Genomic DNA, 16,765 nt, shown 5'->3' on the forward strand with positions numbered 1-16,765 from the left:
CCCCGACCCTCAACACCACAGCTCGGGCCACCACCCCGACCCTCAACGCCACTACTCGGGCAACCGCCCGGACCCTCAACGCCGGTTTCACGGTCGGCGCCCCGGGCACCTCGGGAAAGGGCAGTACGTGATGACGGGCTGTCTGGACAACCACGGAGACATCCACCGACACGCCGCCACCCGTCCGTCCCCGGGCGACGCGTGCCACTTCACCAGTCACGTACACCGACGCCTAACGGGCTGCGGCCGTGCCGGGCCCGACGCCCGCTCAGCTGGGAAGCCTCCGTCGGCGGCCTTTCCGCAAGTCCGGCCCGCGCGAAGAGTGCCTGCTCGAAGGCCCGTACCCGGAACGTCCGGGACGTCTCCGACGTTCGACACGGAGAGAGCCGGGACGCCCGGCGCCGGCGTCTCGAGAACACCCACGACGCCAGGCACCGAAACGGCGGGGCCTGCAACGTCGGGTACGAACCACGACGTCGGCATCGGCGTGCGCTCCAGGACGCCCACGGCTCCAGGCGCCGGCATCCCGGCAACACCGGAACCGCCCGGCGCTGGAACGTCTGGAACACCCAGGACGTACGGAACCGGAACGTGCAAGACCGGGACGTCCAGGACCGAGACGTACGGAACCAGAAAGTCCGGGACCGCGACGCGCGGGACCGGAAGGTCGCCTGTACGTGCGGGCCAGGAAATCCGGGACCAGGACGTGCGGGACCGGGAAGTCCGGGGCAGGTGTGGCCGGGCGCGGCGACGGCGGACGATGTGGTGCGGGGCTGGTGAGGGTGGACGGCGTGGAGATGGGCGGCGCGGGGCACACTCGCCCCAGGCCCAGAAGCCGGGGGGCGAGAGCTCCGAGGCCGTGACATCACGGCCCGGGAAACAGAGACAGAAGGGAAGCGAGCGTATGGGAGGGGACCGCTGAGAAAGCGGCAATACGACGAGGACGACGTACGGGTCAGGCCGGGCAAGGGTTCGCGGCCGCGGACCCGCATTCGTCCTGCGCATGAGGATGCTGTCGAAGGGTTCGTGGTGGCGGTCGACCGGGGCCGCTACACCACGCTGGTGGAGCCGGAGCGGCCGAAGGGCTCGGCGCAGAAGCGCAAGCCGCCGCAGCGCCGGCTCGTGGTCGCCATGAAGGCCCGCGAGCTGGGACGCAAGGGCATCGTCGTGGGCGACAGGGTGGCCCTGGTCGGTGACGTGTCGGGACGTCCCGACACGCTGGCCCGTGTCGTACGCGTGGAGCCCCGCACGTCGATGTTGCGCCGTTCGGCCGACGACACCGAGGACACCGACGGCATCGAACGTCCGGTCGTGGCCAACGCCGACCAGCTCGTCATCGTCACCGCGCTGGCCGACCCGCCGCCGCGGCCCCGCATGATCGACCGCATTTTGGTGGCGGCGTTCGACGCCGAGATCGACGCGCTGCTCTGCCTCACCAAGTCCGACCTCGCGCCGCCCGGCGAGCTGCTGTCCCTCTACGAGCCGCTCGGCGTCCCGCACGTCGTGGTCCACAAGGGCGGGTCGCTCGACGAGCTGCGCGACCACCTGGAAGGCCGCATCAGCGTCCTGGTCGGGCATTCGGGTGTCGGCAAGTCCACGCTGGTCAACGCGCTCGTCCCGGACGCCAACCGAGCCGTCTCCCACGTCAACGCGGTCACCGGCCGGGGCCGCCACACGTCCACCTCGGCCGTGGCCCTGGAGCTCCCGGAGGGCGGCTGGATCATCGACACCCCGGGCGTACGCAGCTTCGGGCTGGCCCACGTGTCGGTGGAGACGGTGCTGGCGGCGTTCCCCGACCTGGTGGAGGGCACGGTCGAGTGCCCGAAGGGCTGCACCCACCTGGGCGAGGGCTGCGCCCTGGACGCATGGGTGGCGGCGGGCAACGCCGATGCCCACCGCCTGGAATCCCTCCGCCGCCTGCTGTCCAGCCGCGAGGGCGCCGCAGAAGACGCCCCCCGCCGCGACCCCGCCAACGACTAGCGCTCAGTACCAGCCAACCCCCCACGCCACCGGCCCACGGACACGCGGGCGGGGTGCTTGCGCAATACCGAAACAGCTGCCGAACCGGTCATAAGCGCCAGGGCGTACGTGGTCCGGACTGCTGAGCAAGCTCCACACGTGACCGGGGTCCGCTCGTCAGCCTCGTCTATGCGGGCGGGGCTGGTTTCACTGTCGAAGTGCTCGAAACGACTGTCCGTCAATGCCCGCAACGCCTCGTCTCCAATTCGCGTAGTTCCGAGGTCGAATCTCGGGACTACGCTCCCAGGTGCGACTTCCGAGATTTGCGCAATCTGGGTTGCCCTAGAAGCCCGGATCCGCTCGCGAGATGACGAAGCGCGGCTCTCACCCGCCTACGGGAACGTCCTGGCAAGGACGCCGCGCTGGAGCGTACGCCGCTGTCGGCCGAGACCCGGCGCACCTACCGCTCCCGGGCCCGGAGCTCCTGTCTTGGCCAGCCGACCACGCCGTCACCTACACCACCGACCCCTTATCGACCGCCAGGCCCGCGACCGGGTCGTGCGCGACTACCGGATGTGGCCGCCGCGCAACAGTCCTCCCGGCCGTAGCCGCGTGTACGTCCGCCGTGCTGCCGGTGATCAGGGCGGTCTGGCCGGTCATGTCGCTCAGTGTCATCCGTGTTTCCCAGGTTCGATTGGGACGCTGTCGCACGGGTCGGCCTGGGGAAGCATCAGGGCATGCAAGGCGTCAGCACGAGATCAGCTCTCGCGTGATGTCGTGGAGGCGTAGTGCGTCGTGCCGGTCGAAGGCGCGGCCGTCCAGCGACAGCCGACGCTTCTGCCAGTGCGCGGTGAAGGGCTCGGCCGGCGGGTCGTCCAGGAGCACGGTCATGGGCGCTATCGCCCTCGGCACCGATGCGGCGAACAGGGTGAAGAACGCCGTTGTCACCGCACGTAGCGGTTGCGGCAGGCTCGCGGGCATGCCGGTGGAGACGACGCCGGGGTTGTAGCCGATGTAGGAGATGCCGCTGCCGGCGTGCAGCACGCCGCAGGCGACCCCAAGGAGGTCGTTGGCCCGGAAGGACTGCAGGGTGGCCCTGGTCCCGCTGTAGGTCTGCGTCAGCTGCAGGTCATCCCAGTGGATGCGGCCCAGCGGAACACCGGGCGTGCCCACGTTCATGACGACCGGACGGCGGGCGGCTCGCAGCGCATCATGGAGGCCGTAGCTCAGCACGAAACGGCTGAGGTAGGCGAGCGCGAAGCTGTGCTCGAAGCCCTCGCGGGTGGTCACGCGGTCGCCGAGAAGCCGGTATCGCTGGGCGCACAGGATCAGCTTGTCCACGACCGGATGATCTTCGGCAAGGCGTCTGACGAGTTCCCTGGAAGCGGCCACCGAGGTGAGGTCGGCACGCACGAAGCTGATCCGCCCTGCCGACAGGGCTCTGGCCTCGGCGAGCAAGGCTTGGCCCTTTTCCGCGGTGCTGCCGATGGCGATGACGTGGGCGCCTTGCTGGAGGTAGTGGAGGGCGAGCCCCTTGCCGAGCCCATCGGTGCCTCCGGTGATGACCACGATCTGCATGCTTCACCTGCTCTCCCCGCACACCCACCTAAGTGGATATGAAGTATCCGCTTATGTCCGGCAGCCTAGCACGAAGCGGATATGATGTATCCAGTTAGTCGGACCGACGGGATGCCATGAGCGAAAAGACACCGGCGCTGCGCCGCGACGCCGAGCACAACCGGCAGCGCACACTTGCGGCGGCACAGGAAGTGTTCGCCGCACGCGGGCTGCAAGCCACGCTCAACGACGTCGCCCACCACGCACGACTCGGCGTCGGCACCGTCTACCGACGGTTTCCCAACAAGGAAGCCCTCGCCGAGGCCGTCTACGCCGGCAAGCTCGACGACATCCGCGCCACGGCACAGGCCGCACTGGCAGGACGGGACGCCTACGAAGCACTTCGAGCGTTTCTCGAACATGCTCTGGAACAGGCCGCGACCGACCGCGGGCTCCGCGAGCTGATACGGCAGGGCACGGGCGACAGCGAGCAGATCGCTCGCGCGCGGCAAGGCATCGTGGAATCCTGCGGCCACCTCATCGCCCGCGCGCAGGAACAGGGCACGATGCGGGACGACATCACCGTGGACGACATCGCGCCCATCGTCGCGATGATCGACTCCGTGATGGATCTGCCGTCCACCGGCGCCGCGCGACCGTGGCGACGCTACCTCGCGCTCATCCTCGACGGCCTACGGACCAGCGCGGCCCATCCAGGTCCGCGCTCGTCATAGCGCGAAGGCGCTGGACGACATTGCTGTCGAACGACAACACAGATCACCACGCTTCTGCGTCACGAGCGGCAGGACACCTCGCCGTCACCTGGGAGCAGGAGGGTCAGTAGGCGGCGGACGTCGGATCCGAGTGCGGCGGAAGCGGACGGTTCGCGTTACGGGCGGTTGGGGCGGAGGGTCCAGGTGACCGTGAGAGTGGAGACCACGGTGCCGTCGGCGTTCGTGAGGTCCACGGCGACGTCGAAGACCGGCCGTTCACCCGCCTCCAGCCGCTCCAGCACCTCCGCCCGCGACGCGAGCAGCCGCGCCTCCGCGCGGATCTCCCCCGTCGCCACCTTCCGGAAGTCGATGGTGGCCGTCGTCGGCAGCGGTACGGCGCGCCCCAGCTGGTCGCCGAAGACCGACAGCACGGCCGCCCCCGACGCCGACTCCGCGAGCGTGAACAGCACCCCCGCGTGCGGCCCGCCCACGTGGTTGCGCAGGTCCTCACGGTCGGGCACGTGACATACCGCCCGCCCCTCCGACACGGCGTCGAAAACGACCCCCAAGGTCCGGGCGAACGGGACACTCTCCAGCAGCAAACCACCGACATCTATCGACATGGTGGACATGCTACTGGTGGGTAACTGGAATACGTGTTACCAGAAAAGGGGCGTTGGCCACTGATGTCGGGATAAGCGACACGGTAGCGTGGGCGACCGTGCAGGGTTATAACGATGATCTTCGTCTCGCGCATGTCATGGCGGATGCCGCCGATGACCTGACCATGCGGCGGTTCAAGGCGGTCGACCTCAAGGTCGAGACCAAGCCCGATCTGACGCCGGTCAGCGACGCCGACCGCGCGGTGGAGGAGGCCATCCGGGGAACGCTGCGCCGGGCCAGGCCGCGGGACGCGGTCGTCGGCGAGGAGTTCGGCAAGACCGGCTGGGGCGCGCGTTCGTGGATCATCGATCCGATCGACGGCACCAAGAACTACGTCCGCGGCGTCCCCGTGTGGGCCACGCTGATCGCCCTCATGGAGTACGGACGGGTCGTCGTCGGCCTGGTCTCGGCCCCCGCGCTCGGCAAGCGCTGGTGGGCGGCCTCCGAGGGCGGGGCGTGGACCGGCAAGAGCCTGACGAAGGCCACCCGCATGCAGGTGTCGTCCGTTTCGTCCCTGGAGGACGCCTCGTTCTCGTACAGCAGCTTCAGCGGCTGGGAGAAGACGGGACGGCTGGAGAACTTCCTCGACCTCGGCCGCTCCTGCTGGCGGACGCGCGCGTACGGCGACTTCTGGTCGCACATGATGGTCGCCGAGGGTTCGGTGGACCTGTCGGCCGAGCCCGAGCTGTCTCCATGGGACATGGCGGCGCTCACCGTGATCGTCGAGGAGGCCGGCGGCGTCTGGACCGACGTCGCCGGCGTGCGGGGCCTGGAGGGCGGCAGCCTCGTCTGCACGAACGGCGTCCTGCACGACGAGGTGATCAACCGCCTCAACGGCACCACCATCCTGCGCTAGCAGCCGAAGGGCACCCCATCCACCCTCGGCGACCAGCCCCCGGTCAGCCGGCGCGCGGACCGGCCTGTGACTGGATGTGGGCGGTGGCGGCGTTCAGCTCGCGTTCATCTTTGATGGTCACGTTCCCCTCGTACGTCACCCCGGTGGGCGGGTCGTCGTGCCCGAGCGGATCGGCGTCCCAGAAGTTGCCCCGGTAGACGACGTTCTCCAAGGGCGGCGCGACGTGCAGCACGGCGGTGTTGTCGGCCCGCAGGACGACGTTCTCCTCGACGGTCACCCAGCTGGCCCCGTAGTCGGTGTAGAGCCCGAAGTTGTACGGCGTGATCGTGTCCCTGATGACGTTGCCCCGCACCACCGCGCCGTCGGCGGCCGAGTCGCCCTGCGGACCCGACAGGTAGACGCCGCCCCCGTCGGCCAGCGCCTTCATGGTGTTCGAGGTCAGGTTGCGCAGAATGCGGGTGCCCCGGCCGGGCCCGGCGACGATGCCGCAGTGCGGCACGTCTGCGACCTCGTTGCCGACGATGCCGCAGCCGTGCGTACCGGTCACGGAGATGCCCGGCGAGCCGCTGAACTCGAGCCCCACCTCGCGGATCCGGTTGTCCTCGATCGTGGTCCCCCGGCCGCCCGACACCACGACGGCGCCGGCGCAGAGCGTGTCGAAGCCGCAGCCGCGTACGGTGACGCCCTCGCCGCCCGTGATGCCGAGCCCGGAGGCCCCGAGCCGGGTGAACCGGCAGCCCTCGATCACCGCCCCGACCGTGTCCTCGAACGTCACGCAGGCCGGTATCGTGACGGAACTCGCGGGATACGTCACGAATCCGTCGTCCAGCATCGCCTTCTCGACGTCGCCGCCCTCGTAGAAGCCGTTGCCGTGGTAGTGCGGGAAGCCGGCCGGGTGCCCGGGCCGCAGCCAGGTGGCGTCGGCGAACACGAGCCCCCTGAACGCCACGTCCCGCGCCCCCGCCACCCTGACCAGCGTCTCCAGCACCGGCGCCACCACGTGCGTGCGTGCCGGGTCCTCCCCCGGCCACGGCAGGTACAGCAGCATGTGGTCGCCCGGCCGGGAGCGGTCGAGCACGAAGGTGCCCGGCTCGGTGAGGAAGCTCGCGTCGTTCTCGATCCGGGTGGGCAGGCCGGGGCCGCGTGACGGCATGCCCTGCCAGCTGAAGTCGTACAGCTTCATGGCCAGCCCGAAGCCCGGCTGCGCCATGGTCACGGTCGAGCCGGAGACCGAGGCCACCGGCAGGCGGGCCTCCGTCCACGGGTAGACGCCGCGGTAGACGAACTCGACGTCGCCCGGGCTGCGCCAGCCGAGCGGCGCGTCGGTGACGTACCCGGTCTCGGTCTGGACGGCCGTGCCGGGCAGGCCGTCGCGGGCGGCGCGGGGCGCGCGGCGGCCGTCCACCGTGAGCCCGCGGGTCTCCAGGTCGCCGACCTCCGCGAGCCAGACGCCGTCGCGCTCCCGCCACCCGGTGATCCGCCGGCCGCCGCTGATCACGGCCTCCTCGCCCTCGTACGCCTGGTAGACCGTGCCGGAGTCGGCCTCGGTGAGCTCGAAGGGGCGGTCGAGGACGTGGACGCCGCCCCTCAGGTTGACGACCGCGCCGCCGGAGACCTCACGCGCCACCGCCCGGGCGCGTTCCAGGGTCGCTAACGGACGCTCGATCGTGCCGGGCCAGGAGTCGTCGCCGGTGGGGGCGACGTGGAGCTGGAACATGCGCACCGCCTTTGCTGTTTATGCCGTACACGTAGTAGTACACCATAAACAAAGGAGGCGCCGATGACGCAAGACCCCGACCACGCGGTCGAGCTGCTGTGGCGGGAGCGGGAACGCGAACCGCGGCAGGGCCTGAGCCTCGACCGCATCGTGCGCGCGGCCGTCGAGCTGGCCGACGCCGAGGGGCTCGCGGGTCTGTCCATGCGCAAGGTGGCCGACCGGCTCGGCTTCACCACGATGTCGCTCTACCGCCACGTGCCGGGCCGCGACCACCTCGTCGACCTCATGCGCGACGCGGTCCTGGCCGAGCACCCGGAGCCGGCCGCCGGCGGCGACTGGCGTACACGCCTGGAGGAGGTCGCCCGGCAGGCGTGGCGGCTGCGCGGGCGGCACCCGTGGCTGGCCGAGATCCGCGGCACCCGCCACGTTCCCGGCCCGAACGCGGTCGCCCGCTACGACGAGATGCTCGGCGCGCTGACCGGCACCGCGCTGCGCCCATCCGAGGTGATCGCCGCCGCGGGCCTGGTCGGCCGCTTCGTCGACGCCGAGGCCCTGCTCCTGGTGGAGACGCGGCGCGAGGAGCGCCGCAGCGGCGTGTCCGAGGAGGAGTGGTGGGGCGCCCGCGACTCCCTGTACGATCGCCTCGACCGCTACCCGGCGCTCTCCCACCTGTGGGAGGCGGGCGGCTGGGACCACCCGGAGGACTCCTTCGAGTTCGGCCTGGCCCGGCTCCTCGACGGCATCGAGGCCCTCATCCGCCGCCGTGACGAAACCCGTGACGAAACATGCAGGGAATGCGGCACGCGACTGGAGCCCGCCGACTCCGGCCGCCCCCGCGTCTACTGCTCGCGGGCGTGCCGGCAACGGGCGTACCGCAGACGTCAGACCGGTTAGAGCGCCAGCACCCGCCGCACTGCGTTCATCAGACCGTCCCGGTACGCACCCCCGAACAGCACCACGTGCACGAGCAGCGGATGCAGCTGGTGCAGCGGCACCCGCTCCCGCCACCCGTCCGCCGGCGGCCATTCCTCCCGATACGCCCCCAGCACCCGATCGAGGTACGGCAGCCCGAACAGGTCGAGCATCGCCAGGTCGGTCTCCCGGTGCCCGCCGTGCGCCGCCGGATCGATCAGCACCCCCGACCCGCCCGACCACAACACGTTCCCGCTCCACAGATCCCCGTGGATGCGCGCGGGCGGCTCGACCGGCCCCGCCACCTCGGCGAACCGCTCCACGGCCCGCTCCACCAGCGCGACGTCCGCCGCGGGCAGCCGCGCCATCCGCAGGAACGGCAGCACCCGCCGCGAGGCGTAGAACGCCGGCCAGTCGCCGGCGGGCGTGTTGTCCATCGGCAGCGTGGCGATGAACCCGGGCCACGGCGCCCCGAACCCCGGCGCGCCGGCCCGGTGCAGCCGGGCCAGCGACCGCCCGAACCGTTCGGCCGCCGCCGCGCTCGGCGGCTCGGCGGGCACCCAGGACAACACCAGCCGGTCCGGCCCCGCCTCGACGACCTCGGGAACGTCGGCGACCTCGCCCAGCCACCGCAGCCCGGCCGCCTCGGAGGCGAAGACCTCCGAGGCCGCACCGATCTTCACGAAGACCTCGCGCCCGTCCTCCAGCACCCCCCGCTGCAGCCGCCGGCCGTGGGAGGCGCCCAGGTCCTCAGCCGATCTCATCGGCGATGTGCTTGGCGACGCCCTCGGAGGCGGCCTCGACCAGCGCGAGCACCTCCTCGAACCCTTCCCTGCCGTCGTAGTAGGGGTCCGGCACCTCGGCGCCCTCCGGCGCGGACGGATCGAACGAGCGGAACAGCCGGACCTCCACGCCCGGGGGCGCGATGCGGCCGAGGGTGGCCACGTTGTCCCGGTCCATGGCGAGCACGAGGTCGTAGCGGTCGAACCAGTCGCGGGTGAACTGCCGGGCGCGGTGGGCGCTGCCGTCGTAGCCGTTCTCGGTGAGGATCTCGAGCGCCCGTTCATCCATGGGGCCGCCCACGTGCCAGCTGCCGGTCCCGGCGCTCTCCACGGTGACGCGGTCGCCGAGCCCGCGCTCCTCCAGCGTTCTCCTGAGGACGACCTCGGCCATCGGCGAGCGGCAGATGTTCCCCATACACACCACGCAAACGCGATAAGTCATACCACCCATCATGAGGGTGACCTGGCGCGTTCACCGAACGTTCACCCTTGTCAGGGGGTCTGAGTCACCTTGGCCGCATAGCTTTCGTGGCGACTAAGGACCAAGTGGGAGGACCCAAACCGTGAAGTATGCAGGCCGGCTCGCCGCCGTCGCCCTCGCCGGCGCGCTCTCGCTCGCTGCGTGCGGCACAGACAACAACAACCCCCAGGCCGGTGCCACCTCGTCGGCCGCCGCCGCGGGGAACGACGCAGGTCTGAGCGGCACGATCAACGCCGCGGGCTCCTCGGCCCAGGCCAACGCGATCACCGAGTGGACGAAGAACTTCACGGCCACGAACCCCGGTGTCACCCTCAACTACCAGCCCAGCGGCTCGGGCGCGGGTGTGCAGTCGTTCATCCAGGGCACGGTGGCCTTCGCCGGCTCCGACTCGGCCCTGAAGGAGGACGAGGCCCCGCAGGCCGACGCCCGCTGCAAGACCGGCAAGGCCATCAACATCCCGATGGTGACCGGCCCGGTCGCGGTCGTCTACAACCTGCCCGGCGTCGACGGCATCCAGCTGTCCCCCAAGACGCTGGCCGGCATCTTCAACAGCAAGATCACCAAGTGGGACGACGCCGCCATCAAGGCCGAGAACCCTGACGCGCAGCTGCCCTCGACGCCGATCCAGGCGTTCCACCGCTCCGACGAGTCGGGCACCAGCGACAACTTCACCAAGTTCCTCAAGGCCACCGCCGAGGCCGACTGGCCGCACGAGCCGGGCAAGGCGTGGCCGGCCGAGGCCAAGGGCCAGGGCTCCAAGGGCTCCGACGGCATCGCCTCCTCGGTGAAGGACACCGAGGGCGCCATCAGCTACGTCGAGCTCTCCTACGCCGAGAACTCCGCGCTGCAGACGGCCAAGGTCGCCAACGGCGCCGGCGAGTTCGTCGAGCTCACCGCGGAGAGCGCGGCCAAGACGGTCGAGACCGCCGAGATCACCGGCACCGGCAACGACCTCGCCCTGTCGATCGACTACGCCACCAAGACGCCGGGCGCGTACCCGATCGTGCTGGTGACGTACGAGATCACCTGCGAGAAGGGTCTGCCGGCCGAGGAGGCGAAGGTCGTCAAGAGCTTCCTGCAGTACACGGCCAGCGACGAGGGCCAGGCGGCGCTGACCGAGCTGGGCTACGCCCCCCTGTCGGGCGAGCTGCTCACCAAGGTCCGCACCGCCGTCGAGGCGATTTCCTAAGACTCCATGACGACGAACGTTCGTACCCGTGAAGGCGGGCCGGTCAAGCACCGGTCCGCCTCGCGGCGCAGCCATGGCGAAGCACCTTTCCGCATCGTGTCCACCGCGGCGGGCATCCTCCTCCTGGCGATCATGGCGGCCATCGCCGTGTTCCTCATCAGCGAGGCGCTCCCGGCCCTGCGGGCGAACGAGGCCGACTTCTTCACGGAGCGGACCTGGAACCCGAACAGCGAGCGGGTCTTCGGCATCGCGGCGCTCGCCTTCGGCACGGTCTTCAGCTCCGCGCTGGCGCTGGTCATCGCCACCCCGATCGCCATCGGCGTGGCGCTGTTCATCTCGCACTACGCGCCCCGCCGGCTCGCCGCCCCGCTCGGCTACCTCATCGACCTGCTCGCCGCCGTCCCCAGCGTGGTCTACGGCCTGTGGGGCGTGGCCTTCCTCGTGCCCCTGCTGCGCACCCCGTCGCAGTGGCTGAACGAGCACCTCGGCTGGTTCCCGCTGTTCGCCGGCGAGGGCATCATCGGCGGCAAGACCATGCTGGCCGGCGCCATCGTCCTGGCCATCATGATCCTGCCGATCATCGCGGCCATCTCCCGTGAGGTCTTCCTCCAGGCCCCGAAGATGAACGAGGAGGCGGCGCTCGCGCTCGGCGCCACCCGCTGGGAAATGATCAAGATGGCCGTGCTGCCGTTCGGCCGCCCGGGCGTCATCAGCGCCGCCATGCTCGGCCTCGGCCGCGCCATGGGCGAGACCATCGCGGTCGCGCTGATCTTCCCGGCGACATTCGACATCACCTTCGAGATCCTGACGCCCCACGCCAACAGCATCGCCGCGAACATCGCCAACGGCTTCGGTGAGGCCAACGACATCGGCCGCGGCGCGCTGATCGCCTCCGGTCTGGTGCTGTTCGTCATCACGCTGCTGGTCAACATGGGCGCGCGGATGATCATCAACCGCCGTAAGGAGTACGCGAGGGCCGGCGCATGACCACCATCCAGCACATCTCCACCAGCCGCCGGATCAAGGACCGGGTCGTCCAGGGCCTGGTCTATCTTGCGTTCGCGGCGGCCGTCGTCCCCCTCGTGTCGGTGCTCTGGCTCGTCATCTCCAACGGCCTGGCCCGCTTCGACCTGGAGTTCCTCACCCACTCCATGAACGGCATCGGCGCCAGGGACGCCCACGGCGGCGCCTACCACGCCATCATCGGCACGCTGCAGCAGGTCCTGCTGGCCGGCGTCATCTCGGTGCCGATCGGCCTGTTCACGGCGATCTACCTGGTCGAGTACGGCAACAACGGCCGCCTGAGCCGCGCCATCAGCTTCTTCGTCGACGTCATGACCGGCATCCCCTCGGTCGTGGCCGGCCTGTTCGTCTTCGCGTTCTGGATCCTTTTCCTCGGCTTCGAGTACTCCGGCTGGGCGGGCGCGCTCGCGCTGTCGATCCTCATGATGCCGACGGTCGTCCGGTCCGCGGAGGAGATGCTCCGGCTGGTCCCCAACGACCTGCGGGAGGCCTCGTACGCGCTGGGCGTGGCCAAGTGGCGCACGATCGTCAAGGTCGTGCTGCCGACGGCGTTCACCGGCATCGTCACCGGCATCATGCTGGCCGTGGCCCGCGTCGCCGGCGAGACCGCGCCCCTGCTGATGACGGTGTTCTTCACCAACTCCATCAACCACGACCCGTTCAGCGGGCCGCAGATGGGTCTTCCGCTCTTCGTCTTCGACCAGGCGGCGCGTCCCAACGACACCGCCGTCGACCGGGCGTGGACCGGAGCCCTCACGCTCATCCTGATCGTCATGCTGCTCAACCTGGTGGCGCGCCTGATCGCGTGGTGGCGCTCGCCCGCCAGGGGCCGATAGGGGGTAACCACCGCAATGTCCAAGCAGATCCAGGTCTCGGGGCTGGACGCGTACTACGGGTCGCACAAGGCGATCGAGGACGTGTCGATGACCATCGAGCCCCGCTCGATCACCGCGTTCATCGGCCCGTCCGGATGCGGCAAGTCGACGTTCCTGCGCACGCTCAACCGCATGCACGAGGTGATCCCCGGCGCGCGCGTGGAGGGCAAGGTGCTGCTCGACGGCGAGGACCTCTACGCCCCTACCGTCGAGCCCGTCTCGGTCCGCCGGATGATCGGCATGGTCTTCCAGCGCCCCAACCCGTTCCCCACGATGTCGATCTACGAGAACGTCGCCGCGGGCCTGCGCCTGAACGGCCGCGTCAGCAAGTCGGAGATGGACGGCATCGTCGAGGAGTCGCTGAAGGGCGCCAACCTCTGGAACGAGGTCAAGGATCGCCTCAACAAGCCCGGCGCGGGCCTGTCCGGCGGTCAGCAGCAGCGGCTCTGCATCGCCCGGGCCATCGCGGTCAGGCCGCAGGTGCTGCTGATGGACGAGCCGTGCTCGGCCCTCGACCCGATCTCCACGCTGGCCATCGAAGACCTCATGGCCAAGCTGAAGGACCAGTACACCATCGTCATCGTCACCCACAACATGCAGCAGGCCGCCCGGGTCAGCGACAGGACGGCGTTCTTCAACCTGGCCGAGCAGGGCAAGCCCGGCAAGGTCGTCGAGATGGACGAGACGTCCCGCATGTTCACCAATCCGTCCCAGAAGGCCACCGAGGACTACATCACGGGGCGCTTCGGCTGATGACCCACCTGCAGGGGGCATCCACGATGAACGGGGACACGAGGACGAAGCCCATACTGCTCATCGCCGACCCCGACAGCGCCGTCGTGGAGGAGCTCGCCGCGGCCCTCGAACAGGAGGGCGTCGCCGTCTCGGGCGCCTCCGACGGCGCTCAGGGCCTGCTGCAGGCAGGCGCGCTGCAACCTGACGTCGTGCTGGTCTCGGCCACGCTGCCGGTCATCGACGCGGTGGAGTTCGTCCGCGCCGTCCGGGTGGCGCGCGCCGTACCGGTCCTGCTCGGCATCGACGAGGGGCACGCCGAGCAGGCGGTACGCGCGCTTGCGGCCGGCGCGGCCGCCTGCGTGGCCAGGCCCTACCGCGTGCCCGAGTTGCTGCCTTTCATCCAGGCGGCCTCACCGGAGTCGCGCAAGGTCCTGGCCGTCGGCGGCGTCGAGCTCGACGTCCAGGCCTACCAGGTACGCGTCGGCGGCCGCGCCGTGCACCTGCCGCTGCGGGAGTTCGAGCTGCTGCAGTACCTGATGCGCAACGCCGACCGCACCGTCACACGGGAGCAGATCATGCGCCACGTCTGGCACGCCGCCGCCAACACCTCGACCAACACGATCGCGGTGCACGTCAAGCGGCTGCGGGCCCGGCTGGGCGACGAGGACGACCAGCTCATCCAGACCGTACGCGGGGTGGGCTACCGGCTGGTCACGCCGAGCATCTCCGAAACTCCCGCATGATCCGTCCGGCTACGCCTTCGACCGTCGCGATCCCGTACCCCACCTCGGGGCTGCCCTCGGTGAGGACCGCGACGGCGTAGTCGCGGCCGTCACCGCTGATCAGCCCCACGCTGATCACGGCCCAGCGCTTGTTCGACACGCGCCTGAGCCAGCCGTTCTTCAGCGCCACGCGCTCGCCCGGGCACGCGGCGGCGCTGACGCCCCAGTCCTGGCCGTCCACGACCGCGCCCATGAGCCTGCGTACCTGCGCGCGGTCGCCGGTCCGGAGCGGGCTCTCGTCCGACACCAGCGTCGTCATGAGCCGCACCTGGTCGTCCACGGACGTCGGGGTGATCCCCCAGCAGTACAGGTCCACGCAGGCGCCCGGCACACCCCTGGTGTGCTTCAGCCCGAGTCTCCTGCCCGCCTCGGTGAACCCGGCCGCCCCGCCGATCCGCAGCCACAGCCGGTCGGCCGCGTGGTTGTCGCTGTAGCGGATCATCAGCTCCGCGTCCCGCCGCACGGACGCGGGCAGCTTCTTCCAGCGCGTACGCAGCAGCAGCGCCATGAGGATCTGCACCTTCGCCGTACTGGCGGTGATCAACCGCTCGCCCGCGTGGTAGCGGTAGACCCGTCCGGTCGCCAGATCCTTGACCATGGCCGTGACAGGCCCCGGCCGTCCCGCGAGGTAGCGGTCGAGCCGCTCGGTGATCCGCGCCGCGCGCACCGGGCGCACCTGCTCCGTTGCCACGACCCGCTCGGCCGTCCGCTGCCGCGGCAGCTGATTCGTCCGCTGCCGCGGGATTCCGGCCATGATGTGCAGGGGGAAGGCGGCCGCGGGCACGGCCGCCACGGCCCGGACGGGCGCGGTCCTCTTCACCGATGTGACCGATACCAGCGGCAGGATCAGGGCCAGCACGATGACCAGTCGCGGTATCGCCTTGATCCCCGCAGCGACCACCCGCCGATTATCCCGAAATTTCGGGATACGGGGCTAGATGCGGGAAGCGGCCAGTTTCGCGATCGTGTCGTCGTCGCAGGTGGCCCAGAAGCCGCCCACGACGTCCTCCAGGTGCTCCAGCGACTCCGCACAGAACAGCACGTCCTGATATTTCGTGATGTCGTACTCCGTCGTCCCCATGGCCGCCAGATCGAGCGACCGGATGTCCATCCCTCGGAACTCCTCGATCTCCCCGTACGACGACAGAATCCCGGCCCCGTACGCCCGCAGCTCCCCGGCCTCCCGCATCACCCCGAACTCCAGCGTGAACCAGAACACCTTGGAGACGAACTCCAGCGCCTCCTCGCTCTCCACCCGCCGCGCGGCCTGCCCCGCCAGCCGGTAGAGGGCCGCGTACCGATCACTGGCCAGCGCGTTCGCGTGCCCGACGACCTCGTGGATCACGTCCGGTTCCGGCGTGTAGAACGGCACGGAGTGGTGGCGGATGTACTGCGTCGAGTGGAAGAAGCCGTCCGCCAGCACCCCGTAGAAGTCCCGCAGCGGCACGAGCCCCGCCGCCGGCAGGTACCGGAACCCGGTCAGCGGCTCCAGCAGCCGCGACACCTCTTCGAGCTGCGGGATCCGCTCGTGCGGCAGCCCCAGCCGCTCGGCGCCCGCGAGGTACTCGGCGGTGGCGTACTTGGCGTGTTTGACCGCCAGCTCACGGGTGACCGCCGCCCACACCTGGTGCTCCTGCTCGGTGTACTCGGCCGCGGGGATCGGCGTCCCCGGCCGGTGGTTCAGGGCCAGCGCGGCGATCGCGTTGCGCCGCGCCCGATAGACCGGATCCGCGAACCCCGGATGGGACGAGGCCAGCTCGACCACCACGGACCCATCTTCCTGGGCCGCGACCGGCGCGAAGTACTGCGCTTCCTCAAACATGCCTCACATGACAGCAACTCGCCGCAAAGGTGGCAATAGCGCTCAATTCTGCTGAACGATATGCTCAATTCCGCCCTCCGTACGCCATGATCACTGGTCGAATCGCACAGTCCCCAAGGAGCCCCCGTGGACGATCTCGACGCCCGCCTGCTCGTGACCATGCGGGCACACCCGCGCATCGGCCTGACCGAGCTCGCCCGGCAGCTGGGCGTGGCGCGCGGCACCGTACAGACCCGGGTGGACAAGCTCATGGCGGGCGGCGTGATCAAGGACTTCGGGCCGACCGTCGATCCGGCACGAACGGGACATCCCATCCTGGCGTTCGTGTGGCTGCAGATCGCCCAGGGCCGCCTGGCAGAGGCGGTGGAACGGCTGCGGAGCGTCCCCGAGATCCTGGAGGCCCACGGCACGAGCGGCCAGCACGACCTGCTCTGCCGCGTGGTGGCCAAGAGCACCGATCACTTGCAGGACATCATCGCCGACATCCTGACATCGCCGGCGATACAGCGCACCGACACCACGATCGCACTGTCGACGCAGATCCCGTACCGAATAGAGCCACTTCTCCTCCCCCGCTGATACGATCCGTCACTACTGAGCAGTAGATAGACATTCGGGGCAAGAGTGACGTACGACAACCAGTCGCACCAGCCTCCTTCGCATGCCGGCCCCCCACCCGGCCGGCACGCGAAGGAGGCT

17 protein-coding genes are annotated in these 16,765 nt (G+C 70.0%); 10 read left to right on the forward strand and 7 right to left on the reverse strand.

All coding sequences use genetic code 11. The annotated features are described in order from the left end of the window. Positions 1–918 precede the first annotated feature (918 nt). Positions 919–1,980, forward strand: a complete 1,062-nt coding sequence (gene rsgA, locus C1J01_RS34980; RefSeq protein WP_111183250.1) for a ribosome small subunit-dependent GTPase A — start codon at positions 919–921, stop codon at positions 1,978–1,980. Positions 1,981–2,706: 726 nt separating this feature from the next. Here rsgA and C1J01_RS34985 read toward each other — a convergent pair. Continuing rightward, positions 2,707–3,537 (reverse strand): SDR family NAD(P)-dependent oxidoreductase, encoded by an 831-nt coding sequence (locus tag C1J01_RS34985; protein WP_111183251.1) that lies wholly within the window; start codon positions 3,535–3,537, stop codon positions 2,707–2,709. Positions 3,538–3,653: 116 nt separating this feature from the next. Between C1J01_RS34985 and C1J01_RS34990 the strand changes: the two genes are divergently transcribed. Further along, positions 3,654–4,250 (forward strand): TetR/AcrR family transcriptional regulator, encoded by a 597-nt coding sequence (locus tag C1J01_RS34990; protein ID WP_111183252.1) that lies wholly within the window; start codon positions 3,654–3,656, stop codon positions 4,248–4,250. Between the two features lie 155 nt (positions 4,251–4,405). Here C1J01_RS34990 and C1J01_RS34995 read toward each other — a convergent pair whose 3' ends face one another. After that, positions 4,406–4,852: a DUF4442 domain-containing protein gene (locus tag C1J01_RS34995; RefSeq protein WP_438943166.1), complete on the reverse strand. Its 447-nt coding sequence runs from the start codon at positions 4,850–4,852 to the stop codon at positions 4,406–4,408. 98 nt (positions 4,853–4,950) lie between these two features. Between C1J01_RS34995 and hisN the strand changes: the two genes are divergently transcribed. Further along, on the forward strand, positions 4,951–5,748 hold the full coding sequence (gene hisN / locus C1J01_RS35000) for a histidinol-phosphatase (RefSeq protein WP_111183254.1): 798 nt from the start codon (positions 4,951–4,953) through the stop codon (positions 5,746–5,748). Between the two features lie 43 nt (positions 5,749–5,791). Here hisN and C1J01_RS35005 read toward each other — a convergent pair whose 3' ends face one another. Continuing rightward, entirely contained in the window at positions 5,792–7,465 is a 1,674-nt protein-coding gene (locus C1J01_RS35005; protein ID WP_111183265.1) for a right-handed parallel beta-helix repeat-containing protein, read from the reverse strand. A 63-nt stretch (positions 7,466–7,528) separates the two neighbouring features. Between C1J01_RS35005 and C1J01_RS35010 the strand changes: the two genes are divergently transcribed. After that, positions 7,529–8,359 carry a TetR/AcrR family transcriptional regulator gene (locus tag C1J01_RS35010; RefSeq protein WP_111183255.1) on the forward strand — a complete coding sequence of 277 codons (831 nt, stop codon included), beginning with the start codon at positions 7,529–7,531 and terminating at the stop codon, positions 8,357–8,359. On the opposite strand, the gene C1J01_RS35015 is transcribed toward C1J01_RS35010, so the two are convergent. Both C1J01_RS35015 and C1J01_RS35020 read right to left on the reverse strand, forming a co-directional pair. Then, on the reverse strand, positions 8,356–9,141 hold the full coding sequence (locus C1J01_RS35015) for a fructosamine kinase family protein (protein WP_111183256.1): 786 nt from the start codon (positions 9,139–9,141) through the stop codon (positions 8,356–8,358). The two genes, C1J01_RS35010 and C1J01_RS35015, sit on opposite strands and share 4 nt — an antisense overlap. After that, positions 9,128–9,601, reverse strand: a complete 474-nt coding sequence (locus tag C1J01_RS35020) for a low molecular weight protein-tyrosine-phosphatase (protein WP_111183257.1) — start codon at positions 9,599–9,601, stop codon at positions 9,128–9,130. Before C1J01_RS35020 ends, C1J01_RS35015 begins: the two co-directional genes overlap by 14 nt. Positions 9,602–9,722: 121 nt before the next feature. On the opposite strand from C1J01_RS35020, the gene pstS reads away from it, so the two are divergent. From pstS to C1J01_RS35045, 5 genes are read left to right on the forward strand one after another with little or no spacing between them, the layout of a single operon-like run. Beyond that, positions 9,723–10,829, forward strand: a complete 1,107-nt coding sequence (gene pstS / locus C1J01_RS35025) for a phosphate ABC transporter substrate-binding protein PstS (RefSeq protein ID WP_111183258.1) — start codon at positions 9,723–9,725, stop codon at positions 10,827–10,829. A 6-nt stretch (positions 10,830–10,835) separates the two neighbouring features. Continuing rightward, on the forward strand, positions 10,836–11,816 hold the full coding sequence (gene pstC / locus C1J01_RS35030) for a phosphate ABC transporter permease subunit PstC (protein WP_111183259.1): 981 nt from the start codon (positions 10,836–10,838) through the stop codon (positions 11,814–11,816). Beyond that, entirely contained in the window at positions 11,813–12,688 is an 876-nt protein-coding gene (gene pstA, locus C1J01_RS35035; RefSeq protein WP_111183260.1) for a phosphate ABC transporter permease PstA, read from the forward strand. Before pstC ends, pstA begins: the two co-directional genes overlap by 4 nt. Before the next feature lie 15 nt (positions 12,689–12,703). Next, the gene (gene pstB / locus C1J01_RS35040; RefSeq protein ID WP_111183261.1) at positions 12,704–13,480 is read left to right on the forward strand and encodes a phosphate ABC transporter ATP-binding protein PstB; all 777 of its coding nucleotides are present in this window, start codon (positions 12,704–12,706) and stop codon (positions 13,478–13,480) included. Between the two features lie 26 nt (positions 13,481–13,506). Then, the gene (locus tag C1J01_RS35045; RefSeq protein ID WP_235854867.1) at positions 13,507–14,205 is read left to right on the forward strand and encodes a winged helix-turn-helix transcriptional regulator; all 699 of its coding nucleotides are present in this window, start codon (positions 13,507–13,509) and stop codon (positions 14,203–14,205) included. On the opposite strand, the gene C1J01_RS35050 is transcribed toward C1J01_RS35045, so the two are convergent. Together C1J01_RS35050 and C1J01_RS35055 are read right to left on the reverse strand one after the other, a co-directional pair. Continuing rightward, positions 14,174–15,145 (reverse strand): serine hydrolase, encoded by a 972-nt coding sequence (locus C1J01_RS35050; RefSeq protein WP_235854868.1) that lies wholly within the window; start codon positions 15,143–15,145, stop codon positions 14,174–14,176. The genes C1J01_RS35045 and C1J01_RS35050 overlap by 32 nt on opposite strands. 33 nt (positions 15,146–15,178) lie before the next feature. Continuing rightward, on the reverse strand, positions 15,179–16,066 hold the full coding sequence (locus C1J01_RS35055) for a phenylalanine 4-monooxygenase (protein WP_111183263.1): 888 nt from the start codon (positions 16,064–16,066) through the stop codon (positions 15,179–15,181). A gap of 126 nt (positions 16,067–16,192) precedes the next feature. On the opposite strand from C1J01_RS35055, the gene C1J01_RS35060 reads away from it, so the two are divergent. Then, a complete protein-coding gene (locus tag C1J01_RS35060) occupies positions 16,193–16,645 on the forward strand; it encodes an Lrp/AsnC family transcriptional regulator (protein WP_111183264.1) in 453 nt (150 codons plus the stop codon). Positions 16,646–16,765 lie beyond the last annotated feature (120 nt).

It is taken from the genome of Nonomuraea aridisoli (assembly GCF_003236395.1).
GTDB classification, from domain to species: Bacteria; Actinomycetota; Actinomycetes; order Streptosporangiales; family Streptosporangiaceae; genus Nonomuraea; species Nonomuraea aridisoli.